The 24,533-nt window shown below is 65.6% G+C and carries 17 protein-coding genes; 7 read left to right on the forward strand and 10 right to left on the reverse strand.

Annotated elements, in window-relative coordinates; all coding sequences use genetic code 11:
- Nucleotides 1-40: 40 nt before the first annotated feature.
- The 3 genes from AOP75_RS07225 (at nt 41) to AOP75_RS07235 (ending at nt 11,220) form a co-directional block, all read left to right on the forward strand.
- Entirely contained in the window at nt 41-9,061 is a 9,021-nt protein-coding gene (locus tag AOP75_RS07225) for a malectin domain-containing carbohydrate-binding protein (RefSeq protein WP_236683086.1), read from the forward strand.
- Between the two features lie 22 nt (nt 9,062-9,083).
- Nucleotides 9,084-10,685 carry a sugar transferase gene (locus tag AOP75_RS07230; RefSeq protein ID WP_062077777.1) on the forward strand — a complete coding sequence of 534 codons (1,602 nt, stop codon included), beginning with the start codon at nt 9,084-9,086 and terminating at the stop codon, nt 10,683-10,685.
- An 85-nt stretch (nt 10,686-10,770) separates the two neighbouring features.
- Entirely contained in the window at nt 10,771-11,220 is a 450-nt protein-coding gene (locus AOP75_RS07235) for a CAP domain-containing protein (RefSeq protein WP_062077779.1), read from the forward strand.
- On the opposite strand, the gene AOP75_RS07240 is transcribed toward AOP75_RS07235, so the two are convergent.
- Nucleotides 11,210-11,779, reverse strand: a complete 570-nt coding sequence (locus AOP75_RS07240) for an arsenate reductase/protein-tyrosine-phosphatase family protein (RefSeq protein WP_062077781.1) — start codon at nt 11,777-11,779, stop codon at nt 11,210-11,212. The genes AOP75_RS07235 and AOP75_RS07240 overlap by 11 nt on opposite strands.
- Nucleotides 11,780-11,823: 44 nt before the next feature.
- On the opposite strand from AOP75_RS07240, the gene AOP75_RS07245 reads away from it, so the two are divergent.
- From AOP75_RS07245 to AOP75_RS07255, 3 genes are all read left to right on the forward strand, one after another.
- Nucleotides 11,824-13,596: a DUF4012 domain-containing protein gene (locus tag AOP75_RS07245; protein WP_083966763.1), complete on the forward strand. Its 1,773-nt coding sequence runs from the start codon at nt 11,824-11,826 to the stop codon at nt 13,594-13,596.
- Nucleotides 13,597-13,641: 45 nt separating this feature from the next.
- Nucleotides 13,642-14,181, forward strand: coding sequence for an LAVTG motif-containing sortase-dependent surface protein (locus AOP75_RS07250; RefSeq protein WP_062077785.1), 540 nt, complete (start codon nt 13,642-13,644; stop codon nt 14,179-14,181).
- Nucleotides 14,182-14,299: 118 nt separating this feature from the next.
- Complete coding sequence (locus AOP75_RS07255; RefSeq protein WP_152649991.1) at nt 14,300-14,761, forward strand: hypothetical protein; 462 nt, start codon at nt 14,300-14,302, stop codon at nt 14,759-14,761.
- Here the strand turns inward: AOP75_RS07255 and AOP75_RS07260 are convergent.
- From AOP75_RS07260 to AOP75_RS07300, 9 genes are all read right to left on the reverse strand, one after another.
- Complete coding sequence (locus AOP75_RS07260) at nt 14,758-16,122, reverse strand: tyrosine-protein kinase domain-containing protein (protein ID WP_062077789.1); 1,365 nt, start codon at nt 16,120-16,122, stop codon at nt 14,758-14,760. The two genes, AOP75_RS07255 and AOP75_RS07260, sit on opposite strands and share 4 nt — an antisense overlap.
- A 155-nt stretch (nt 16,123-16,277) precedes the next feature.
- Complete coding sequence (locus AOP75_RS07265; RefSeq protein ID WP_083966764.1) at nt 16,278-17,426, reverse strand: glycosyltransferase family 4 protein; 1,149 nt, start codon at nt 17,424-17,426, stop codon at nt 16,278-16,280.
- Complete coding sequence (locus AOP75_RS07270; RefSeq protein WP_062077793.1) at nt 17,423-18,484, reverse strand: glycosyltransferase; 1,062 nt, start codon at nt 18,482-18,484, stop codon at nt 17,423-17,425. Before AOP75_RS07270 ends, AOP75_RS07265 begins: the two co-directional genes overlap by 4 nt.
- 1 nt (nt 18,485) lies before the next feature.
- Complete coding sequence (locus AOP75_RS07275; RefSeq protein ID WP_062077794.1) at nt 18,486-19,820, reverse strand: hypothetical protein; 1,335 nt, start codon at nt 19,818-19,820, stop codon at nt 18,486-18,488.
- On the reverse strand, nt 19,817-21,094 hold the full coding sequence (locus tag AOP75_RS07280; protein ID WP_062077797.1) for a lipopolysaccharide biosynthesis protein: 1,278 nt from the start codon (nt 21,092-21,094) through the stop codon (nt 19,817-19,819). Before AOP75_RS07280 ends, AOP75_RS07275 begins: the two co-directional genes overlap by 4 nt.
- Entirely contained in the window at nt 21,091-21,654 is a 564-nt protein-coding gene (locus AOP75_RS07285) for an acyltransferase (RefSeq protein WP_062077799.1), read from the reverse strand. Before AOP75_RS07285 ends, AOP75_RS07280 begins: the two co-directional genes overlap by 4 nt.
- The gene (locus tag AOP75_RS07290; RefSeq protein WP_161794553.1) at nt 21,651-22,799 is read right to left on the reverse strand and encodes a glycosyltransferase; all 1,149 of its coding nucleotides are present in this window, start codon (nt 22,797-22,799) and stop codon (nt 21,651-21,653) included. The genes AOP75_RS07285 and AOP75_RS07290 overlap by 4 nt, the downstream gene beginning before the upstream one ends.
- 205 nt (nt 22,800-23,004) lie before the next feature.
- On the reverse strand, nt 23,005-23,853 hold the full coding sequence (locus AOP75_RS07295; protein WP_062077803.1) for a hypothetical protein: 849 nt from the start codon (nt 23,851-23,853) through the stop codon (nt 23,005-23,007).
- A gap of 56 nt (nt 23,854-23,909) precedes the next feature.
- On the reverse strand, nt 23,910-24,131 hold the full coding sequence (locus AOP75_RS07300) for an RNA-binding S4 domain-containing protein (protein ID WP_062077805.1): 222 nt from the start codon (nt 24,129-24,131) through the stop codon (nt 23,910-23,912).
- 143 nt (nt 24,132-24,274) lie between these two features.
- Between AOP75_RS07300 and AOP75_RS07305 the strand changes: the two genes are divergently transcribed.
- On the forward strand, nt 24,275-24,526 hold the full coding sequence (locus tag AOP75_RS07305; protein WP_062077807.1) for a hypothetical protein: 252 nt from the start codon (nt 24,275-24,277) through the stop codon (nt 24,524-24,526).
- The last annotated feature ends 7 nt before the right edge of the window (nt 24,527-24,533 follow it).

The raw sequence follows: 24,533 nt of genomic DNA on the forward strand, positions 1-24,533 counted from the left end.
GGATTGGTCGTTCGCGCACCGTGAGGCTCCGATGGAGGGTGTGCCGGACAAGAACTACTCGGCGCGTTTTGAGCGCACGGTGAGTGTGGATGCGGGGACGTATGTGTTCTCGCTGGTGCACGATGACGGTGCGCGGTTGTTGATTGACGGTGTGGTCGTCTATGACGGGTTTGCGCGGTCCTCGGGTGACGAGGGTAAGTCCGTGGCGGTGCCGCTGACGGCGGGCGACCACGAGGTCGAAGTGGAGTACTTCCAGCAGTATTACGGCGCGAAGTTGTCGGTTGAGTGGGAGCTGCTGCCGCCGCAGGAGTGTGCGGCCGATGCGTGGTCGGTGTCGTATTTTGCGGGTACTGCGTTGCAGGGGTCACCGATTGCGCGGGATTGCCTGACGGATCTGGACTGGCAGTTGGCTACTGGTGAGGCTCCGGTTGCGGGGGTCGCGGCGAAGAACTACTCGGCTCGGTTCAAGCAGACCATTGATGTTCCTGCAGGAATCTATGAGTTCTCGTTGTCGCATGACGACGGTGCGCGCCTGTTGGTTGATGGTGTGGTGGCGTATGACGCGTTCGTGCCCTCAAGTGGCAACGATGTCAACACCGTCGCGGTGGCGTTGACCGGTGGCGAGCACGAGATCGAGGTGGAGTACTTCCAGCAGTTCTACGGCGCAAAACTGTCCCTCGACTACGAGGCGGTCAGCCTGTCGGACACCACCGCACCCCCCATTCCGGTGGCGGTGTCCGCCACCGCGACGGGCGAGGGCATCGACATCACCTGGGATCCCGTGGTGGCCGATGATCTTGCCGGGTACAACATCTACCGTGGGGCAGATGCGGGGGTCGCCCCGGACTCTGCCACCAAGGTCAACGACGCGATCCTGACGGCAACGTCGTTCACCGACCCGACCGCGCTGGCTGGCACCGAGTACTTCTATGTGGTGACGTCGGTGGACCACACCGGCAACGAGTCCAACGCGTCGAGCGCGGCCTCAGCTGAGTTGGACGGCACCGCGCCGCCTGCCCCGGCGAGCGCGAACGCCTTTGCGGGGGAGACGAGCATCGCCTTGTTGTGGGGCTCCGTGAGCGCGGACGACCTCGAGGGGTACAACGTGTACCGGGGGACAGCGGCCGGGGTGTCCGTCTCACCTGGGAACAAGCTCAACTCGATTCCGACGACCAGCACGAGCCTGATTGACGCTGACGTCGTGGCGGGCGTGACGTACTACTACGTCGTGACCGCAGTCGATTCCAGCGGCAACGAGTCTGCTCCGTCGAACGAAGTTTCCGGTGCTCTACCGAACGACGATGAGCCTCCTGCGGCACCACAGAACGTGACCGCGGTAGCAGCGGACGCGGAAGTGGTCTTGTCGTGGGACGCCGTCGACGCGGGCGACCTCGCGGGCTACCGCGTGTACCGCTCGCTTGAGACGGGTGCGTACACGGGTGCGGTGGCCGTGACCGGGGAGGAGCTGCTTGACTCCCCGACCTTCACGGACACCAACGTCGACAACAACACGACGTACTTCTATCAAGTAGTCGCGGTCGATGGCAGCGGCAACGAGTCAGATCCGTCGAACGAGGTCATCGCCACCCCGCGTGTGCCGAACACGACGGACATCAGCGTCGACTTCACCGCCACGGACGCGGCGCCCGAAGACGGCTTTGTCGCAGACTGGGGCCAGCCATACGGAGCGCGGACTAGCCCGGGGCAGGGTTCTGGGCTCACCTATGGGTGGGTCGACGCCGACGGCCACGAGCTGTCGCTCGTGGGCAACGGGCGCGACCGCGCGCGGCCAGCGGTGGACTCCAACCTCAACACGATCATTCACATGCAGTATGGGGATGTCGACGGGGGCAATGGCACCAACGGTGTGAAGACGCCTGGTGCGTGGGAGATCGCCGTTCCCGGCGGACTCTATGAGGTCACGGTCGCCGTCGGCGACCAGATGGGTGCCGATTCTTACGACTCGGAGCACACCGTCAATGTTGAGGGGTCTGTGGCAATCAACGAGTTCCAGGGCACCGCTGCCCAGGAGTTTGAGACTTACACGGCGACAGTGGGCGTATGGGACGGCAAGCTCACGCTTGACGCTCTTGGTGGCGTCAACACCAAGCCCGCGTACGTGGAGATCCGCGGCATCGAGTTTGACCGTCCGCACGTCGACACGGTGAACCCGCTCAACCGTGCGCTCGACGCTGACACCACCGGGGGCGTGGCCGCCACGTTCGCGCGAGTTCACTCCGGCGGCGGCGTGAACGACCAAACCATGCCGGGCAATGTCAAGGTCTTTAACGTCGCCACGGGCGCGGAGGTGCCCGGCTCGGTCAACACTTCTGGCGGAAACGACACCATCAACTTCGATCCTGATGGAGAGTTTGCCCCGAATACGACGTACCGCTTTGAGGTGTCGTCGGAGGTCGAGGACCTGTTCGGCAACCCGTTCGTGCCGTTTACGTCGATCTTCAGGACCGGCGACGGAGTCATTGTTGGTGGCGAGGAGTTCACCCCACTGACGAACATCGCTTTCGAGAAGGTGCAGATCGATCTTCCTGAGGTCGACAAGTACTGGGCGTCGTTCGCGTTCGGACCGGACGAGCGCCTGTATGGCACCACGATTGGGCAAGGCCTGTTCCGGTTCGACGTCGACGAGCAGACCGGTGAACTGTCCAACATGACGGACCTGGGCTACCAGGGCTACGCGATGATCGGCATCCTGTTCGATGAGTCGAGCACCGCGAGCGACCTCAAGGTGTGGGTCACCAAGACCTCCGCGAACGTGGGCAATGAGCAGAACCAGTTCATCAGTGCCATTAGTTTGCTGACCGGCGACGAGCTTCAGAACGAGAAGCAGGTCTTCACAGGCCTGCCGCGGTCTCAGTCCGACCACCTGACCAACTCGATGGTGTACGGCCCCGAGGGTGACATCTATGTCCTCCAAGGCTCGAACCAGGCCGCAGGCGACCTCGACAACTCGTGGGGACAGCGAGGCGAACAACTGCTCACCGCGGCGTTGTTGAACTTCGACCCCGACCACGCCCGTATCCAGGCGTCGCTCAACGACGCTCAGGGTGACAACCCCTTGCTGGTGCAGACTGCGCCGTCCGGTAACACCGGCGAGGATGTGCGAAATGGCTTTAACGCTGCCTCTCCGTACAACCCCTTCGCGGCCGGCGCGCCGCTTGAGATCTACGCCACCGGCATCCGCAACGCGTACGACCTCACCTACCACTCCAACGGGCACATTTACGTGGCGACCAACGGCACCGCTGGCGGCGGGAACTCGCCCGGCGTGAACTACAACGCCGCGAATGACACATGGACCCGCGTCGCGGCCCCCGGCATTCCTGGCTTTAGCAGTGTGAACGGGCAGGACCTCACCCAGGCCTGCCGCGCGCGCGAGCAGTGGGACCCCACGTTCGTGCCACGGTCTGTGCCGGCCATCAGCAACCACCCGACCCAGCGTGACCACCTCTACGACGTGGTGAAGGGTGGCTACTACGGTCACCCGAACCCCACCCGGTGTGAGTTCGTACTGCATGAGGGCAATGACCCCGCCAACCCGCCGCAGTGGGCGGGCCAAGGCGGAAGCAAGTACGCCTCGGGCGTGCTGCCCGAGTCGCACTACGACGGTGTCGCGTACGACTTTGAGTACAACAAGAGCCCGAACGGCACCATCGAGTACACGAGCAAGACCTTTGGTGGCGCCCTCGAGGGGCGGATCATTGTGGTGCGCTTCTCTAACAACAACGACCTGATCTTCCTCCAGGCCGATGCCGTGACGGGCAAGATCCTGGGAGGTCAGACAGAGGTGGGCATCACCGGCGTGCCCAACAGCACCATCGCGGGCGTGGGCGGCTTCAACGATCCGCTCGAGGTCGTCGAGGATGTCCGTAACGGCAACCTCTATGTCAACCAGTACGACCGCGCCGGTAGCAACCAGGCGCTGTACCTGCTGCGTGTGCCCGCCAGCCAGCGGGCGGCGAAGGTCACGGCTGATCGCGATGAACTGGTGTACTCCGCGGTGACCAGCAACGGCGCGCTGGTCGATTCGACTGCGGCGCACCGCACGGATGTCGAGGAGCTCACCATTACCAACGAGTCCTCCGAGCCGCAGTCCCTCACGCTCGACATCGCCGGCGCTCACGCGGCCGAGTTCTCGATTGACGGCACGGTGCCAGCGAGTCTCGCGTCCGGGGCGTCGGTCACGCTCAGTGTCCGGTTTACGCCAGGGACCACGGCCGGCCAGCGACAAGCGGAGCTGAACATCGCCGGTGGAGACTCGAACGTGGTGGTGCCGCTATACGGCCTTGCGATGGCAGGCATCCAAGGCGGCAACGAACCCACCTTCGCCGAGGTGATGGGCACGCTGGGCTACGGCGTCGACGTTGGCTGGACCAACCTCGCTGGCGGGATGAGCCCTGCAGCGAAGGGCGACGAGGTCCTCGAGCCGCTCTTTGTGAAGGCCGGGACTGCTCCGGTCACGTGGACGCCGCTCGCGCACTACGCCCCCGGCGATCTGGTGAGTTTTGGCTGGTACACCGGTGAGGGCACACAGAGCGAACGCTCGGTGCTTGGCACCATGGACGGCCGCGTCAACGTGGGCGGGTACCAGTCCCTGTTGCCGCCTTACGGGGAAGGGTCGACGCCGACCTTTGACCCTGCGGGCGAGACCTTCGGCTTCTACTACTACTCGCCGTTCTTTACCCGCTACGGCTTCACTGAGGACCGCTTGAACTCCCCAGCGTCCGAGGCGCACAGGGCTCGCATCTACCCCGCCAAGAACCGCAACGGGGTGACGATTCCGAACGCGTACCTGATTGCCTTCGAGGACGCTGCGAACGGCGATTACCAGGACTACGTGTTCCTTGTGAGCGGCATCAAGCCGGTGACCGACACAGGCTCGGGCGGCTCCGCGATCAAGGTGGACTTCACGACCGCCACGGGAGACCTGGCTCCGGGATACCTGCGTGACTACGGTCAGGCGTTCGGTCCAAAGACCCGCGCGGACCAAGGCAGTGGATTGGTGTATGGCTGGAAGGGACAGACCACCGAAGACGACCTCGACATCTCCGTGGGCGGTACTACCCCCGGCAACGGGCGCGATCGAGGCACCGCGCAGGCAGACATGAGGCTAGACAGCATCATGCACATGCAGCCGTCGGGACTGCCTAACTTCAACGGCACGCCGCTGGACGCGTACTGGGAGTTGCAGGTGCCTAACGGTGAGTATGAGATCACGGTCGGCGTGGGCGATGCCCAGCCGGGCAACGACCCCGAGAACCACGTCATCAACGCGGAGGGCGAGACCATCATCAGTGGCTTTGTCCCCAGCGGAGCCAACGGTCAGAACTCGCGCCACACCATTGCCAGCGGCACGGTCGAGGTCACTGACGGTTTCTTGACCATCGACCCGGTCGGCGGCACCAACACCAAGATCGCTTTCGTTGACGTGGTGCCCGTGGGTGACACGGGTTCCGACCCGTCGGACGGTGCTCAAGTGAAGATCAACTTCCAGCCCGCGACGGCTCCAGTGCCAGACGGCTGGACCGCGGAGATTGGTGAAGCGTTCTCGACCGAGCGTGGCTTTGGGTGGATGGATGAGGCCACCGACGAGCCTGTGGCTCGCATTGCGGCGACACGCTACCGTGCCGGCGCGCTGTCGGGCATCGCGTACCCCAGCGACGAGCGCCTGAAGACCTATGCGTTCCTCGACAACTCGACGCAGCCCGACTACACCAGCGGCTACTGGGAGTACCTGGTTCCGAATGGCACGTACCAGGTCGCCCTGTCCGTCGGTGACGCCAACTACATTGACTCAACGCACAGCGTGACGGTCGAAGGACAACCGGTCATCAACGGCTTTGTGCCGACCGAGCAGACGCCTTTCCAGACGGGAATCCGGACGGTCACCGTGACAGATGGGCGCCTCACCGTGGCCAATAGCGGGGACAACTCGAAGATCAACTGGATCTCGATCAAGGGCGACGGACTCGATGGTGGCCCCACCGAGGAGGCCCAGGTGAAGGTGAACTTCCAGCCCGCGGCGGCGCCCGTGCCTGACGGGTGGACCGCAGAGACCGGCCTTGCCTTCACGTCTGACCGTGGCTTCGGCTGGTTCAATGCGGCGAACGACCAGGCTGTCGAGCGCAGCATCGCGACGCGGTACCGGACCGCGCCACTGTCCGGCATCGCGTACCCCGCGGACCCGACACTTCAGACATACGCGTTCCTCGACAACGTGACTCAACCCGCGTACACCGACGGGTACTGGGAGTACGCCCTCCCCAACGGAACCTACGAGGTCGAGCTGTCTGTCGGTGACGCCAACTACCTGGATTCCGTTCACCAGGTCTACGTCGAGGGCGATGTCGTCATCGACGGATTTGTGCCGACAGCGGGCGAGCCGTTCCAGACCGGGAGCGCCACGGTCGAGGTCACGGACGGGCGCCTCACCTTGTCGACCGACTACAGCGCAGTCGTCGACAATCTCATTGAGGGCAATACCAAAGTCAACTGGATCACGATCTCGGGAGAGGGCCTTGAGCCGAGCGTCCCCACCACGACGGCGCATGTGACCTTCCAGCCAGCAGCGGCACCCGTGCCCCAGGGGTGGACGGCGGACACGGGCGCGGCCTATAGCGCCGCTGCAGGTCAGGGCTGGCTCGTTAGCGGGCAGCCCGCGGACCGTTCAGCGCAGACACGGTTGCGTGCCGCACCGGCGGGAGACCCCTTACGTCAAGGGCTCATCCTCATGCAAAACGTCACGACGACCGGCAGCACCATCACTGGCGGCAGCGTGGGTCACTGGGAGTACGACCTCGCCAATGGCGTGTACACCGTGACGGCGTCAGTGGGTGACGGCGAATACGACGACTCGATCCACGGCCTCGAAGCTGAGGGAGTGGCGCTCGTGACCGGCTTCGAGCCGACCGCAGCGACCCCGTTCGCTACAGGCACGGCGCAAGTCGTCGTCACCGACGGCAAGCTAACGCTCGTCCCCACGGGCGTGAACACCAAGATGAACTGGATCACGATCACGGGGCAGGCACTCGCTGACCCCAGCATCGTCGTCGAAGTCAATAACGAGCCCGTCAACGACACGTACGAGGGCGGTGTGGCCGTGGTCGCAGCGACCGCCGTGCCCGCATCCGGATCGACAGTCGAGTCGTTCACCTATTCGATCAACGGTGGCGAGGAGATCGACGTCGACGGTGACTTTGAACTGTCAACGCCGGGAGAGTACGAGGTCGTGTTCTCGGTGACGGACTCCGAGGACCGGACCGCGCAGCGCACCGTTGATTTCACCGTGCTGAACATTGGCGGCACGGTGGAACTGACGAGCGCTCAGGCGCCACGCCAACCCAATGGCGAACCCCTGGCGGGCATGCGCGATGACCTGCTGGTGATGCACCGCATGAACGGCGGAACGACCAACGGCTCGGGGACGCTGCTGTACCGCTCCTACGACTCCGCGACAGTCGAGGTGGCGAACACCGGCACGCGCGACCTGCGCATTACCGAGCTCAGCATCAGCGGACCGCAGGCGGGGCAGTTCCAGCTTGTGGATCCGCCAGCACTGCCGCTGTTCATTGAGCCCGGCGATTCCGTCGACCTTACCGCCCAGTTCATCGGATCCGGCGGCGCGAAGGGCATGAGGACGGCAACGCTGAACATCGCGTCGAGCAACGTTGGAGCCGCGACGACGCAGATCGACCTGCATGCCGGATACATGTCCGGGCCGGAGGGAGGCAGCGAGCTGACCCTGGGCCAAGTGATCGACATCTTCGACAGCCAAACATTCGTGGGAACGGATGGCTCAAACTTGCCGTACGGCTCGGAGAACCACGGCTCCGCCCTCAATGGCGAAGAGGTGCGTTCCGCACTATGGAAGCGGCTGGATGCCTCCAAGCCTGTGCAGGCTGTGCAACTCGCTGCATTCCACGGGCAAGGCGGGTCGGAGACATTGAGGATCGCGAACTCGTCGGTCTCCATGGCTGGGCTTGATGCTCAGTCGCTGTTCCCGAAGACCGGCGGCGGCAACCCGGTGACTTTGTCGCTGAATCCGACGGGCAACTTCGACATCGCGATCAGCGGCCAGACGACCAACCGCACCGACTACATGGCGGTCAAGACTTGGCCGTTCAAGGATGCGGCAGGTGACATCGTGCCCGGCTCGTGGTGGGTTGGCCATGACTACATCGCCAGCCTCAACCAGTGCGGCGTGGGCCCCACGAACTGTGACTTCCAGGACAACATCTACCTGGTGACAAACGTGGTGCCAGTGACGACCGATGCCTCCGCACCGGCCGCTCCCGCCGCCCCAGTGGGTGTCGCCGATGAGGCCGGCGTTGACCTCACCTGGGCCGCTTCAGCAGAGTCTGACCTCATGGGTTACCGTGTCGAGCGCGCGAGCGCTGCGGCCGGCCCGTGGGCGGTGGTCTCGGGTAGCGGAATCGTCACCGGCACCTCGTTCCGAGACACGGCTGTGGGCGCCGCAGCCCAGACGCACTACCGGATCGTTGCCGTGGATGCCACGGGTAATGCCACGCCGGGACCTGGCACAGCGGTCGACACGTCGATGATCGAAGCGGCACCCATCCGCATCAATGCCGGCGGACCGCAGGTGACTGCGGGTGGGGTGACTTGGCTCGAGGACCAGTTCTTTGTGGGAGGTAAGTCGTTCTCGAACACGTCAATCGCAAACATCGGAGGCACCACCAGCGATGTCCTCTTCCTGACTGAGCGCAGTGCGGTCAACAACAACACGCCGTTCTCGTACGCGATCCCGGTCTCTGGAAACGGCAGCTACCAGGTGATCCTGCACTATGCGGAGATCTATCACAACGCCACTGGCGGCGGCACGGGCGGCTCGCGCGTCTTCTCCGTGAACTTCGAGGGCGGTCCAGTCGAGATCGTCAACCTCAACTTGAACATGCTGGTAGGCCCCATGAATGCGTACTCCACGACCAACACCGTGAACGTGACGGACGGGGTCCTGAACATCAGCTTTACGTCCACGGTGGACCAGCCGAAGGTCTCCGCGATCGAGGTTGTCAAGAACTAGCGAGCACCACGGGGGGTGCGGCATGACTGAGCAGTCGGTGAGGGCGCGGACTCCCGCACGTCCAGGCGGTTCCGCGTTCGCGGTCGCGATGCCTGCTCCGACACTGTCTCCCGTGTCGCTAGGCGGTGTGCGTGCGAGCGAGCCCCGGCCAGTTGCTGATGCCGCGTCCCCCGTGCGCCGGCAGAGCATGCGGGGCCCGCGCGGTTGGGCCAAGAAGTACCAGCGCCGTCTCGCCATGACCGACGCGTTCGTCGTGGCGTTGACCATGATGATCGCGCACGGCGTGAGGTTTGGGTGGGAGCCGCTTGTCCCCGTGTCCGGCGTGAACGCGCCGGCGTACATTCTCGTGACGGTAGTGATTGCCGCTGCCTGGGTAGTGATGCTGGGGTGGACAAAATCGCGTGATCCGTCCGTACTGGGCCACGGCCCGCAGGAATTCCAGCGCGTTGTTCATGCATCGTGGCTCATTTTCGCCAGTGTCGCGCTGGTGGGATTTATGACGCAGTGGCAAATAAGCCGGGGATATCTTCTGGTGGCACTTCCGGTCGGGATTGTTTCGCTGCTCGGATACCGCGCCGCGTGGCGCTACTTTGTTCATTCTCAAAGGGACCGAGGCGAGTTGCGGGCGCAGTGTGTGGTCGTCGGCTCTCCCAGCGGCGCGCGTCAGATGATCGCTCGCCTCAACGCTGTGCCCCGCGCAGGGTACGCCGTCGTGGGGGCGTGCCTGACATTTCCTGACACCACGACCGTGGACCAGGTCGCGGGCGTCCCCGTGCTGGGCGGAACAGAGTCGGTCGCCTCCGAGGCCGAGCGGGTAGGAGCCGAGTACGTCATCGTCTCCGGCGCGGACGCACTGAACGCTGCGGCAACCAAAGACCTCAGCTATCAACTGGAGCGTGCGGACATCGGCCTTATTGTCGTGCCGGCGATCGTGGACGTGGCTGGACCCCGGGTGTCGTTTACCCCCGTCGAGGGTCTTCCCTTGATGCACGTGGATGCTCCTCGATTCACGGGTGGAAAGTATGCGCTCAAGGGCGCACTTGATCGCATCGCAGCCCTGGTCGCGCTGGTGGTGCTCGCGCTGCCCATGATGGTCGTGGCGTTCGCAGTTGTGCTCGACTCCCGTGGCCCCGTGGTCTTCAGGCAGGAACGTGTGGGGGTGGGCAGGCGCCCGTTCGTGATGTACAAGTTCAGAACTATGCACGTGGGCGCGGAACGCCAGGTTGCTGAGATGGAGCGAGAGCGCGGCTCCCAGGTGCCGAACGCCGTGTTGTTCAAATTGAAGCGAGATCCGCGCGTGACGCGGGTTGGCCGGTTCCTGCGCCGGTTTTCCATCGACGAGTTGCCGCAACTAGTGAACGTCGTCAAGGGCGACATGTCCTTGGTGGGACCTCGTCCACCGTTGGATCGGGAGGTGCGTCGCTGGGAGAAGAACGTTGACCGGCGCCAACTCGTGAAGCCAGGTTTGACCGGGTTGTGGCAGGTCTCCGGGCGCTCAGACCTCGACTGGGAACAGTCAGTCAGGCTGGACCTGTACTACGCGGAAAACTGGTCGATTGCTGGCGACTTCGTGATTGTCTGTCGCACGGTGTGGGCGGTCGTGGCGGGCCGTGGCGCGTATTAGACCCATGGCCGCGCCACGACAGCGGCCCCGCGCACCGGATGTCCGTGGGCGCCTGGGGTACGGCCGCCATGCTTGGTGGGCGGTAATGGGCGCGGTCGCACTGGGTGTGGGGGCGAGCGCGTGCGACGGCGTTGACCCTGGTTCCGCCGCGCAGGCGCAGGACTTTGCGCAAGAAGTCTTCGCGGCTACCAACACCGCGCGGGAGACGGGCGGGCTCGCTCCGCTCGCATGGAGCGACTGTTTGGCCGATGCTGCGTCGCAGCGCGCGGAAGGTGTCAAGGACCAGCCAGTACTCGAGCACGCGCCCTTAGCGGTGCAGTGCACGGATGCCGACACGGCCGGTGAGAACCTCTCGCGAGTCGAGGGGGATGCGTACACCGTGGTGGAGCGCTGGATGGGCTCTCCCACCCATGAGGCCAACGTGATGTCTCCTGCGTACGAGGTCGCAGGGGTCGCTTGCGTCCCGGTGCAACGAGCATTCGCGTGTTCGTGGTTGGCGGAAGGGACGGCGAATGATGCGTCGGTTATTTCGTAGCTGGGCCGCCGGGGTCGTTGTCCCCGCGCAGCCAACTGGCGATGGCCGCGCAACCGCTGGCGATGAGGTCAAAGGCGGCGGCGTACTCCTTGCGACTGCGACGGTAGGGATCGGGGACATCGGTGGCCGGGGTGCTCGCGAGCTGGGGGCGGAACCGCGTCACTGCGAGCGGGATTCGGGTCACCCTCTCGGCAACCGTCGACCCTTCCAGCGGGACGTTGCCCCGCGCCGTCCGGACCAGTTCATCGAAGGTAAACGTTGTGCGGAGATGCGACGGCGCGCACTGTGCGATCTGAGCCCGGTGAGCGACCGTCATCCCCACCGCGATGGTCGCGCTGTTGGCGAGGTCAGGTGTCAGCGGTCGCGACCGGTGGGACGTGGCGTCGAACCCGGCTTGAGCGAGGAGCGTGAGCATCTCGTGTGGGATCGGCTGCCCCTCCATGGCTCGCACCCCCGCGCTGTGCACGCTGACGTGGTCGCCCACGTAGGCGTCGAGCAGCATTTCAGCGGCGGGCGACCGGCAGATGTTGCCGGTGCATACAACGATGATGCTTGTCACGCCTTGTCCCTTGCTCAGCGGGATTGGGAAGGGGGTCGCTAGCCATGGCTACCGTAGCAACCCAGGATGGGCCGCGACGCCGAGTGTGGCTTCGCTGGGTTCTTGTCGCCGTGCCGGTCGCGTTCTTGGTGCCGGTGGGGCTCCTGGCGTGGGACGGGTATGCGCTCGTCTCCTCGGTCGATGAGCTGCAAGCGAGCGCGACCGATGCTCAGGTCGCATTAAGCGAGCGCGACGCGGAAGGGCTGTCCACCGCAGTGAGCGCACTGAACAGCTCCGCGGATCATTTCGCGGCTCACACCGAGGGCTGGCACTGGAGCCTGGCCGCGCACATCCCGTGGGTGCGCGACCAGACAGTCCCGCTGCAGCAGGCCGGCTCGTCAGTGCGCGCTGTGTCCAGCGGCGCGCTCCAACCGCTTGCGCAGGCGGGTAACCTCACTGCGCTCGAGGCGCCGCCTATGGAGAACGGCCGGGTAGATCCTTATTTTCTGGCGGACTTTGAGCAGCCGCTGTCCCAGGCATCTGCGGTACTCGCATCTGAGTCGCAGGCCCTGCGCACGGTGGACCTGAGCGGCACCGTGCCCGCGATCCAGGACCCGTTCGGTGGGCTGGAAGCTGACATCTCGCACTTGGCAGACGTGGTGCGTTCCGCTGACATCGCGGCGCGGCTCCTGCCGTCAATGCTGGGGGGTGAAGGTCAGCGAACCTACGCCGTGATGGTGCAAAACAATGCGGAGCCGCGCACCTCAGGCGGGATCCCGGGCGCGGTAATTGAACTGACCGTCGAGGATGGGCGGTTCCACCTGGGTGAGTACATGTCCGCGGGCGCTCTCAACACGGGGACCGTCGCGGCCGACCTCACCGCGGACGAGCAGCGAATCTTCACCGACAAGATGGCGACGTACGTGCAAGATGTGAACTTCACGCCCGAGTTTCCCCGCGCGGCGCAGGTCATGCGGTCCTTCTGGCAGCGGGGGACGGGCGCCGACGTCGACGGTGTGGTGTCGATCGATCCCGTAGCGATGGGGTACCTGCTCAACGGGATGGAGCCCATCGAGATCGACGGGGTCACCGTCACGAGCGAGAACTTGGCTCAGGTGTTGCTGTCTGACGTGTACTGGAAATATGACGACCCCGCGCAGTCGGACGCGTTCTTCGCGCTCGCGGCGACCGAGCTGTTTGCGCAATTGGTCGATGGCGGGACTGACGTCGTTGGCGGTGTGGAGACCGCAGTCGCGCACCGTCGCTTGGCGGTGTGGTCGGCGGATCCCCGCGAACAGGAACTTCTGTCACAAACGTCGTTGGCGGGTGAGTTCGTCACTGACGGCGCCGCGGCTGGGGTGTTCTTGAACGACGCGAGTGGCTCGAAGATTGGCTACTACGTCGACCAACAGGTCAAGGTCTGGCCCGCGCGTTGTGTCGATGGGCGGGTCGGGGCACGCGATGTCGAGGTGACGCTCACGCACACCTACGACGGCCAGGTGGCTGACTTGCCGTGGTACGTCTCGGGCGGCGGAGTGCACGTGCCCGAGGGTCAATTTGTCTCGAACGTGCTTTTCTATGCGCCCACCGGTGCGGTCGTCACGGGTGTGAAGGTCAACGATGAGCCAGCTCTCTACAGCGCAGATACCCACCAGGGGAGATCGCTCGCCCGTATTCGCGCTGACCTGAGCCCAGGAGATTCCACCACCTTCGTTTTTTCCACGGAACAGCAGGCTGTGCCGGAAGGAAACGCGGGCCTTGTGTGGACGCCACTCGCGCGTGATATTGCCGTCGATCGCGAAGAAATTTCTCGTGCATTTGACAATTCCACCTGTTAGGGTTTGACCTAATCGTCATTCATTTTTTCGTTTGAGGGGAACTCGATGAATCGCTCAGTTATTGCCGCAATCCTCGCCGGATTTCTGATGCTTTTCGGGGCCCCAGCCGCCAGCGCCTACACGCCTGATGCCCCTGCCGGCGACACCATCACCGCCGTGCCGCGGGAGGCGTTCACGGTGTCGTTCACCGGCTTCCGCGAGGGTGACGTGCTGTTCACCCTTGAAGGGGTCAATGCTGAGGGCGCGGACTTGGCCGGCGTGCAGACGTTCATCAAGCCGGCGAACGCCCAGGGCAACGTCGATGTCACAGTGACATTGCCGGCGAACGCAGAGGGCAGGTACACCCTGACCGGTGAACAAGACGGGGTCGACGCCGTTGCCGTTGCCATCAACGTTGCATCGTCAGCGCCGACAGGCAATGAGGGAACGGGCGCGAGCGCAGGCGGCGGCGCCGACGACCTGCCGGTGACCGGTGGGACACACAACAGCGCGCTCGTCGCGAGCGCTGCTGCACTCTTGGTCGCAGGCGCCATCGCGTTGGTTCTCTCGGCGAGGCGGCGAAGCAACGTTTCGCCTCGCGACTGATCCCTGGCGCGGGCAAGACGTGCGCACTGTGGGAATGGGGTTCGCCGGGCCCAGGACGCTCGCCGTCCGATGGCTGCTGGCCGCTGCGGTGGCGTGCGCGTGGTGCGTGGCCGTTCCCATGACCACAGCTGCCTACACACCTGATGGTGACGCCCTCACGGTCTCCTCGACCTCCGCCACCGCTGGGGACACCGTCGTGATGTCGGTCGTGGGTGAGCCCGGAGTCGTGGCGACGCTCATGGTCGACTTGCCGAACACGGAGTCGGCCGCGTCGATTGCTGGACAGTCTGCGCTTGATAAGACCATCGCATCCGACGGCTCAGCGACCTACCGGGTGACCTTTCCCCGCGATTGGAGCGGCACCGCAGCGGTCTCGGCGTACCTCAATGGCGCTTTGGTCGACACCCAGTCAATAGCGGTGCGGCCCGCGGCAGTAGCCGGCGAGACGGCGTCGCCCCTTCCTGGCACGGGTGCTCGAGACTTGACCGCCATTATTGGCGCGTCTGCGGCCATCCTGGTCGCGGGTGTCGTGACGGTGGTGATCGTCGTCAACAGTCGGCGAGCCGGCGCCGGTCGCTAGGCGTCGCGCTCCGAGTAGACATAGCCGTACCGCCCGTACCCGTACGCATCCGGGCCTTTGGTAGGGAGCATGGTTAACGCGATCCCGGAGGCGTGGGCGCCCACGTTGTCGAGCGCCCCCAACGCGCCCCGCAGTTGCTGCGCGCGGGTTTTGCCGGCCTGGCACAACACGATCGCACCTCCCACACTGCGCGCGAGGATCGCAGAGTCGGTGACGGGAAGCAAGGGTGCGCCGTCGAACAGGACCACGTCGTACCTGGCTTGGAGGGTCTCGACGAGCGCGGCCATCGACGCTGACCCCAACAACTCAGACGGGTTGGGTGGGATCGCTCCAGACGGGAGGATGTCCAGGGCCGTCTCGCCCCAGCGCTGCGTGGCGTCCTCCAGAGTGACGCGTTTGACGAGGACGTCGGTAAGCCCCACCGTTCCTTCTATGCCCATGTACCCCGCGATGCGGGGCTTGCGAAGGTCCGCGCCCACGAGCATCACGGAGGCCCCGGAGTCTGCGAGGGCCAGGGCCAGGTTGGCGGCCGTGGTGGTCTTGCCTTCGCCTGGGAGCGCGCTGGTGATCACGAAACTTCGGTGACGCTCGGTGTCGAGAAACTGGATGTTGCTCCGCATGGTTCTGAAACTCTCCGCGCGGGGGCTGCGAGGGTCGGCGTGGACCACGAGAGCGCGTTCGCGCGCTTTGGGGTCAAAAACGATGCCGCCGACGATCGGTACATCGGTGAGCGCCTCGACGTCTCTTTCGCCGTGCACGCGGTTGTCGGCGGCTTGGCGTACGAGCGCCCCGCCAATGCCGAGTGCCACGCCCAACGCGCATCCGAGCGCGATGGCAAGCGGGCGGTTGGGAGAGGTGGGTGAGCCGGGGACTTCCGCTTCTTCGACGAGGGACAGGCTAATGGGAGACGTTCCGTCTTGATCAGAGGATTCGACGTCTTCGACGACGTCGATGAGCGCCGTGGCCGTCTGAGTAGCGACCGATGCGGCAAAGACGGGGTCGGCGTGTGTGGCAGTGATGTTGATGACGGAGGTGTTGACGGGGGCCGATGCCGTGATCAGCTCTCGTAGGCCCGACGACGACACGGTGATGCCCAGGGCCTCGGCAGTGGGGCGGAGGACAGCGGTGGTGTTGACGAGGTCGATATAGGTGTTGACTCGCTGCGTGGTGAAGCTGTTGCCCTGTTGCAGGTCGGAGGCAGACTCAGCCCCAGACGTAGAGACGAACACCTTGGCGGACGCGGTGTAGGCAGGTGTGGCCAAGAGTGCGTAGGCGATGCCGACTGCGGTGCCGACGACCGCGCAGACGGCAACCAGGATCCAGTTCTTTCTCAAGACGTGCAGGTAGTCCCGTAATTCCACGGCCTTACTCCCCTCGTCGGGCGCACGGTTCCCCAGCGCCCCGTGTGTCAGTCAATCTATCTGAAGCATCGCGCGCCACACGGTCCCTTGACGCGCCCGCCGCACGTGCTTCCCAAGCCCTGCCCCGCGCACCGTGGCTGCGGGGCGCCTTGCCCCTACGCATCTGTGGTGCCCATCGCTTGAGTGAGAACCGCCTCAATCGCGGTGGTGGTGTGCTCGCGGTCATAGCGGTGCGGGAGCACCGACTCTGTCTTCCTTGTGCAGGCCGCCCACACCAGCGCGACGTCGCGCGGATCGGTTCGCGTCACGGTCACCACGTCGGCAAGATCAGCGGGCGGTGTCGCACCCTCAGAGGTGATGACTGGGAGGCCGTTCGCCAGGGCTTCCAGGATCGCGACGGGGAGGCCTTCACGTCGCCGGGTCGGCAGTAGGAGGGCATCGGAGGCGGACAGCGCGCCGCTGAGGCGGCCGCGGTCAACGTGCCCCAAGAAGTGCACCCTGGCCGTCAAGCCCAGTTCACCCGCCAGGCGGTGGAGCCGGTCGCGGTCGGGGCCTTCGCCGCAAATGAGCAGGTGGGCGTCGTGCTCGCCGGAGGCCACGACGTGCCCGAGCGCGCGCACCGCGATGTCGACGCCCTTTTGAGGGTGCAGGCGGGACGCGGTGGTCGCTACATGAGCCCCCGTACTGATCCCGAGTGTGCCTCGCACCGCCATGCGGGCGTCGGCGCTAAAGGAGAAATGTCCCGCGTGGATGCCATTGGGCACCACATGCACGGAACCGGAGCCCACGCGCACCGGGAAGTCGTAGAGCTGCGTCGCGACCGCTTGGCTGACGGCAATCACTGCATCTGCGCCGCGGTAGAAACGCCGTTCGCGGAGAGAACGGGCACCGTTGAGGGGCACCTTCAGCAACTCGCGCGGCGTGCGTGTCGCGAGCGAGCTCCTGACCTCAGCACGGGCGGTGCCGTGACACTGAGCGACGAGCGCCACCCCTCGGGGCGTCGCGAGCCCGTCGGCCGCCCGGCTGACGCTCACCGTCACCTCCGGCTCCCACGCCCACCACGCGGCACGTGGATCCTTCATCGCGCGCCACCACACTCGTGAGTAGCGCCCCGGAGTCGCTGAGCTCACGTGCCACACCCGGTCGTAGGGCAAGGCTGCGTCCGGCGCCACGCCGGGCGTGGTGACGAGCGACACCTGATGGCCGCGGTCGCGCAGACCGCGAGACACGTCGTCGAGCGCCTGCTCCATCCCTCCCGCCCCGGCGTGTGCGAGCGTTGAACGGGCGATCACGAGAACCCTCATAGCGCGCTCCGCGCAATGTCCACCAGGGCGGAGAAGTGATGGTCGGCGGAGAACTGCTCGGCCCAAGCCGCCGCCTCGGCTCGGTCAGTGGATCGCGCTGCTGTGATTGCTTGCGCGAGAGAGGCGGCGGTGTCTGACGCGGCCCTCGCGCCATTGCGTCCGTCCACGACAGTCTCGCGGTACCCGCCATAGTCGATGGTCGCCGCTGGCGTCCCCTCAAGATTGGCTTCCAGCACCGTGAGGCCAAAATCCTCGTGCGCGCTCGCGACCACAACCGCCGCGTGGCGATACAGCCACTTCAACTCCGCATCCGCCACTCGTCCCAGCCCTATGACCTGGCGGTCAGGGTCAGTGTGGATCTCGCTGCCCGTTCCCACGACCACGCACGGGAGGTGCGCTGCCACTGATGCTGCGACGGCGAGGTCGACGTTCTTGTACCCGCGATTGCGGCTCACGACGATGGAAAAGTCGTCGTATGCCAGGGAAGCGGGACGTTCGGCCTTGCCGGGAAGGCGGCTCACAGGCGGGTGAACGACGGGGCAAGTGATCCCGTACGCATCGTGAATGCGCGCCTGAGAAACGCGAGAGTTGGCCACGACTGCGGACATGCGGGACATCGCTCGCTTGTCCGCGGCTCGTAGGCGAGGGGCGAGTGCGCGCAGCGCGCCGCGCTTGGCATGGCCGAGTCCCAGACGGAAGTCATCGACCGCGTACAGCCAGCGCGCGGGGCTGTGGACGTAGGCGAGGGTGGGGACCTGAAAGTCAAAGTGGTGCGCCCACCCGCTCGTCGACACGAGGGCAAGGTCGGCATCGCCCACGTGAAGCCGGCGTGCGACCAAAGGCAGCGCGGGAAGGAGGTAGTCGAGGTGCCTCGCCATCGCTTTCCCACGGATCGCTCGGTGCACGTCGCGACCCGCAAAAGTTCCGAAGGTGGCGGCGGGAGCGTATGCAAGCGTGTAGATGGGAGAGTCGGGGAACTGGCTCGCCCATGTGGCGGCAACGCGTTCCGCCCCGCCGCACTGCACCAAATAGTCGTGCGCAATCGCAATGGTGGCCACGTCAGCGCCCCCGTGCCTCAGCCGCGGTCGACCGAGCGCTCGCCGTCGGCTCGAGCGTGAAGGTTCTGGCGGTCGACGTTCCTGGCCGTCGCGACGCCTCGAAGAGCCGCACGAGGGCGAGCGGGGGGATGAGGGTCACGCACAGAAAGAGCGCGTAGTACAGATCGAAGCTGGACCCGCCCAGCAGAAACCGCACCTGCGCCACGAGCACGAACACGAGCCCAAGGGAGGTCGCGTATGCGCGCGCGAGCAGACTCATGGCGAGGCTGAAGGCAAAAAGCGCGAGCAGTGCGGCCGGGTACGAGCCCAGCACCAGGGTCAAGTACCCCGCAGGGGACAGGTACTGCCCGCTTGTCCCGTAGCCCAGGTACTTGGCGCTCATGTCGACAGCAAGCGACGTCGGTTTGTCCGGCCACAGCGACCGGGGGATGAACGTGAGCACCACATTTGCGAGGTCCTCAGGCCGGGCCTCTTCGCGGTCGTGGATCGAGTCAGAGAACCGGTAGCCGTCGAGGGTGTCGAGCCCGGCCTCATAGGGCGCCACCCACGGGTGGGAGAGCGACTCCTGGATGACCTCGCTCGTCGAGTAGCCGTAGTCGCGCGTGGTGTTGGCGCGCAGGCCAGACATGACCGACCCCGCAAGTGCGAACGTGAGGACAAGGGCGACCAGCAGTGCGACCCGCCGCGTGCGCGCGAGCCGTCCCAGCGTGGCTTCCGAGGCAATAAAGGCGCAGACGAGGACCAACAAGGGGCTGCGCACGTTGCCTGCGATCAGCACCGCGACTCCCGCCACCACGACCAACCAGCCGAGCGGTCGGCCAAAGGCCCGGAAGTAGATCATTACTGCAAGCCCGGTGACAAGGCACGTCTTGAGCAGAATCTCGAAACCTTGGCCGCCCGCTCCGCGGTCCTCGAGCGCAGTCTGTGGCAGCACGACCATGGCGAGCGTCCCCACGATGACGAGCAGATACGCGACCCGTTCCCAGCGTGCCGCCTTGTCGACAATGGGGGCGACTTGTGGTGTCGCACGGCCTTTGCGAGTGCGCCAGCCAAGGAATTCTCCCGCCCCCAGGACCAGTAGCTCGATGCTCCAGCGCAGGCTGTACCAAGCGATTTCGGAACTCGTGATGGGGTTCGCGAATCCTGCGTCGACGAGTTTGCTGTCGGTGAGGCCTGCGAGCTGGAGTCGCGCAGGCACCCACAGGCACAGCACGTAAATGGCCGTCGACGCGAGCGTGAGGAGCACGGAGGTGGGGCGCCCCGAGGCGACCTGACGCACGCCGTACGTGCCCAGCACCACGGCGACGGCGAGGAAGAGCAGTTCTCCGGCGCTCATAGTCGCCCGCCTGTGTTTGCGCGGCTCGACTGGGTGCCTGTGGTTACGGGGCCGGCCCGGCGACGGCCGACGGCTATCACCAGAACCGCACCTACGGCCAGGCTCAGCGCCTGGCTCGCGACCGTGATGATGGCCGCGCTGCGAGCGTCTACCGCACCCCACGAGAGCGCAAAGAGAAGTGCCGTACTGCTGAAGCCGGCCAGTGGCACAAGCGAGGCGAGTCCTGGGCGCTTGACGCCCTGGAGAATGGCCGCTGCCGCAACCGCGCCGATCGCTAGCACCGTGGCTGCGCTGAGGATTTGAACGGCGGAGATGCTCGGTCGGAATGCCGCCCCAAAGATCCACGGCACATACGCGGGCGCGAAGATGCCCAGCACCGTGGCGACCGCGATACCGCCCGCGAGGTACAGCCGCACCGCGACCAGGGCGGCGCCAATGCGGACGCCGCTCGCGGTGAGTTTCAGTGTGTCACGCGCTGCGAGCGTGGCGAAGATGAGGGGTACTTCTGCGACGGTCACGGCGATCGCGTAGTAGCCCAATTGCGCGGTCGTGGTTTGGAGCGGCATCAGAACCTGATCGATTCGACTGCTGCACACCAGAGCGATGGTCCCCGTGGACGCTGCGAGTGAGTACGCCGCGAACTCGTTGGCCGATGCCCGCTTGGCGGTGGCGTCTTGAGCGGGGGCTGGTGGAAGCCACAGGATGATGGCCGCGAGGGCGAACGCGGCGAGTGCTGCAGCGACGTAGGCCATCGCCGCAGTGACTCCCAGCAGTGCTAGTGCGCACACAGCGAGAAAGCGGGTCACGGCAAAGCACAACCGCTCGGCGTCGAGGCGGCGCCAGTCCCCTAAGCCAGTGAAGGCGGCGCGCCTGACTTGGATCACGACGGACGCGATCACGAGAGTCCATGCCGTCAGCACGGCCCACGTGTCGAGGCCGTGGTTCGCGGAAATGCGCGTCGCGTACCAGGCCAAGGCGGTCAGCACGAGGGCCGTGAAGGGCGCCGCGATTGCCAGCGCTAGCCGTTGTGCCGACTTCACGTCGCGCGACCGCGAGGCGACAAAGTAGGTGACGGCGGTCGGCACCCCGATCGCCGCGATGGCTGAACCGAGCGTGAGTGGCTGCATGACGGCCGCGAACTGTCCACGACCGTCCGGTCCCAAAGCTCGCGCCAGAACGGGGCCGCTGAGCAGGCCGAGCGCTGGGCCCGCGCCGTAAGCAAGCACGCTGCGCCACTGGTGACGGCGCGCGGGGGAGTGAATGCGCGGCGTCATGACGCGTCATCTGTCGGGAGGTCTTTCACGCGGCGAGCGGGAGTTCCCGCATACAGGCCGTGGGGCTCGCAGTCGCGATTGACCAGGGCGCCAGCAGCGACGACCGCTCCCTCGCCAATGGTCACTCCCGACAGAATGATCGCGCCGCTTCCGATTGAAGCGCCGTCGCGCACGGTGATAGGCGCTGACTTTCCGGTGCCCGAGCGCTGCCGGGGGTTGGCCCGCACGTGGTCTGTCGTGATGAACATCGCGCCAATGCCGATCCCCACGCGTGCACCGACCTCAACGTCGGTGCGGTTATCGAAGACGCACTTGCCATTGATGGTCGAGTGGGCACCTACCGTCAAATGCCTATCGCGAATGCTGGCGCCTGGCCGCACGAGGACTGAGCGATGCAGGTGCAGGCCCATCATCCGGTACCCCACGGTGCGTAGCCGAGCGGGGACGCAGGTGCTGGCGAGGACACCGTTGACGACCCAGTGCCAGATGATGGGGCGCTTCTCGCCTGGATCCGTCCACAGTTGCGTCCAGGCACGTCGCGCCTGCTGAAGAGCGGTCATGCCGCACGCTCGCGCGGCCGTGAGCTCAGGGCGTCAAGGAGTTCTTCTGCCTCGGCAACGCGCCTGGTCCACGAGTGCGGAGCCGCGGAAGCCACATTCGCGGCCGCTTGTGCCTCGGTCCACGCGGCGAGCGCCCGCTCAACTGCGTCTGTGAAATGAGAGGTAGTCGCCAGGTGGACGCCTTCAATCTGCGAGTCCGCGAGTGCGGGCAGGGCCGTCGAGACAACGGTGAGGCCCGCTGACAGATACTCGTAGACCTTCATGGGGAAGACGCCCTGCGTGTATCCGTTGAGCTCATAGGGGATGAGGCCCACTGTGCAGCCGGCGAAGAGTTGAGCGAGCGCCGCAAGGTCGAGGTTGCCGTGATGGGTCACGAGCGGTTCGTCGAGCAGTGCTCGAAGCTCGCGGTCCGCGGAGGTGCCATCCGTGTGGGAAGGACCCGCAAGCTCAAGCGGGATTCCGCGGTCAACGATTTCGTGAAGCAGTGCGAAGTCGACTTTGCTTGGAGTGAGGTTGCCGGCGAAGACGGCGCGGTTGCCTCGGCGTGGCGGGTGCGCCGGGGCAGAGAAGGTGTCGGTATGGGCGACGTTCTCCCACAGGACAGGACTGCGGTGATGCTGGCGGGCGAGGTGCGCGCACACGCTCGTGGAACTAGCGATCAGGACGTCCGCCCGCGCACAGAGGTCCGCCTCCGAGGAGAGCACAAGCTGCCGCGGCACGCGCGGAACTTCGTGCAGCAGGTCAACGCAGTGGTACACCGTGCGATGGAAAAGTGCGCCTAGCCCGTAGTCGAGGGGCGAGAAGGTCCACAGGATGGCCGACCCGGCGTCTGGGACTCGACGGAGCACCTGCCGGCGCAGGAGCCGCCTATTGATCGCGCGGACCAGTCGCGACCGGTGGAACGGGATGACGTGGGGCGACACCACCGTGAGATCTGGTGGTGCCTCGCGTCCCGCCACCGGGGAATCTCGGGACCGCGTGAGTCGAGCCCAGGCCCGGCGCAGGTCGGAGGGTGACAGTCGGGGGCGGCGAAGTCCAAGCGACTCGATGTACACGACGCGTCGGGAGCGCGCGAGGCCGACGGCGAGATGTTGCTTGTTTGTCCATACCGCGCTGGTGAAGTCCGCCGTGGAGAGGATGACCACTTGCCGAGGCTCGGGCGAGTCTGCCGCTGATCCCGTCACCTCGCGCCTCCCCAAGCTATGCGCCGCCTGGGTGTCCCCGTGCCACGGTCCTTGCTCTCACCGGCTGGCGATGCGTGCCTTCAGGCTATGGGATTTACCGGTCACGGTCTATAGATTTCTTCGACGATCGCGCCCGCGCTTTTGGGGCACCTACCAATGCCGACCTTCAGGACCGGTCAGAAGGGACAAAGCGGGCGACTGATTCAAGGTCGATATCGAAGTGCCGCACTACGGCCGCAAATTGCCGGTCATTGGCTCCGCCCTCGACGTTTACTTGCCGCAGGGAGTGCTTTTGTGACCGCCGGACAGTTGAGTAGTCTTGCCTCCCGCTGGCGGCCATTCGTACTGGTACTGAGGATGCTTGCGCTGCGGCCCAGAACCATAGATCGTCTGCAGTGGGGCAAATCCGCAGGGCGGTCTCCGTGTCGGCAAAAGCAGGTCCAATGGTGCCGCGCGGATAGAGAATTCCGCCGTTGCCCTTGAGCAATGGATGGGCAGATTGTGTGGTCGCTCGCGGCCACTCGGCGTAAGCGCGCGCCCCGTGTTCATCTCGCAGTATTTCCGTGCCGCGATTTCCGACAATCGCTCCGGGGTGCTGGGCTCCGGCGGCCACCAGCGAAGCGAGCCATTGGCTCGGATAGATGGTGTCGTCATCGACGGTCACGATGGTGCTGTCGGGGATGGCGTGGACGACCGGAATGAGCTTCTTGTAGCTGCGCGCATTGCCGTTCACCCACACGACGTCGACGCCTGCCTCCGTCACGGACGCGGGTAGTCGCCGGCTAGGGAACTCTTCCTCGGCCAGCACCAGGCATACGCGGCGCGCACGGACAGATTGGCGACGGAGGGACTCCAGCGTGACCCACACGTCATGAATTCGAGCGGGAAAACTCGTGAGCGCGACCGTGACGTCGACGTTCGGCCGGGAGGGCAGGTCTCGTGCGCGAAGCGCTCGGAGCCGTGCCTCAGCGGCGGCGCTGCGTGCGCGGTTGGCCACTCCGCTGAGCGATGGCATGATGCGAGCGTATCAGCGCGCATTCGCGGGGTGCCTGCCGCCCCGAGCGCCCCTTCTTATGCCGCGACGCGGGCGCTGCGTCCCGCGAAGGTCACCACGTCGCCAATCTGGAGCTGACGGCCGCGGCGCAGGTCCACTTCGCCGTTGACGCTGACTTCTCCCGACACAATGGCTTCCTTCGCGTTACCGCCGGTGTCCAACAGGCCCGCCAGTTGGAGGAACTGGCCAAGGCGGATCCCGCGGTCGCCAATCGAGACGTCGTCCGTGTGTGAAGCCATGTCCGCATGCTATCCGACGCGCTAAACGCGGGTCGGGTGCACGGCCGCTGGGTGCCCGGCCCCGGCACCTTCCGCCTCTTCACAGGAGCCCCGGTCCGTGCCACGATGCGCATGAGGGCATCGTGCCTGCCAGGAGGTGGCTCATGGATACGCGACACGACCCGGGTGCGCTTACGCGCGCCGCAGCAGTGAAAGCCGCGGGGCAGTTGTCCGCCGCTTCATGGGACAGCGTCGAGGCTCTTGCAGTCCTGGCGCTGTCGGCCCAAGGCACTCCCGACGCGCAAGTGCTGCTGGAGCGTGCGAACACCGCGGCTCAAGGCTTGCCTGCACAGACGTGGGACAGCGTGCGCGCGTTGGGCTGGCTGTCGCACGCCCAGACCGAGTTGCGCGGCTAGGGCGGCA

The sequence above is a fragment of the Demequina globuliformis genome (genome assembly GCF_000975155.1).
Classification (GTDB): domain Bacteria; phylum Actinomycetota; class Actinomycetes; order Actinomycetales; family Demequinaceae; genus Demequina; species Demequina globuliformis.

What these genes read in the sequence shown, in the direction of transcription:
- AOP75_RS07295 (WP_062077803.1), bottom strand. Translation starts at nt 23,853, where the DNA reads ATGCCATCGCTCAGCGGAGTGGCCAACCGCGCACGCAGCGCCGCCGCT.
- AOP75_RS07275 (WP_062077794.1), bottom strand. Translation starts at nt 19,820, where the DNA reads ATGAGCGCCGGAGAACTGCTCTTCCTCGCCGTCGCCGTGGTGCTGGGC.
- AOP75_RS07265 (WP_083966764.1), bottom strand. Translation starts at nt 17,426, where the DNA reads ATGAGGGTTCTCGTGATCGCCCGTTCAACGCTCGCACACGCCGGGGCG.
- AOP75_RS07305 (WP_062077807.1), top strand. Translation starts at nt 24,275, where the DNA reads ATGGATACGCGACACGACCCGGGTGCGCTTACGCGCGCCGCAGCAGTG.
- AOP75_RS07255 (WP_152649991.1), top strand. Translation starts at nt 14,300, where the DNA reads ATGACCACAGCTGCCTACACACCTGATGGTGACGCCCTCACGGTCTCC.
- AOP75_RS07300 (WP_062077805.1), bottom strand. Translation starts at nt 24,131, where the DNA reads ATGGCTTCACACACGGACGACGTCTCGATTGGCGACCGCGGGATCCGC.
- AOP75_RS07230 (WP_062077777.1), top strand. Translation starts at nt 9,084, where the DNA reads ATGACTGAGCAGTCGGTGAGGGCGCGGACTCCCGCACGTCCAGGCGGT.
- AOP75_RS07280 (WP_062077797.1), bottom strand. Translation starts at nt 21,094, where the DNA reads ATGACGCCGCGCATTCACTCCCCCGCGCGCCGTCACCAGTGGCGCAGC.
- AOP75_RS07250 (WP_062077785.1), top strand. Translation starts at nt 13,642, where the DNA reads ATGAATCGCTCAGTTATTGCCGCAATCCTCGCCGGATTTCTGATGCTT.
- AOP75_RS07245 (WP_083966763.1), top strand. Translation starts at nt 11,824, where the DNA reads ATGGCTACCGTAGCAACCCAGGATGGGCCGCGACGCCGAGTGTGGCTT.
- AOP75_RS07235 (WP_062077779.1), top strand. Translation starts at nt 10,771, where the DNA reads ATGGGCGCGGTCGCACTGGGTGTGGGGGCGAGCGCGTGCGACGGCGTT.
- AOP75_RS07285 (WP_062077799.1), bottom strand. Translation starts at nt 21,654, where the DNA reads ATGACCGCTCTTCAGCAGGCGCGACGTGCCTGGACGCAACTGTGGACG.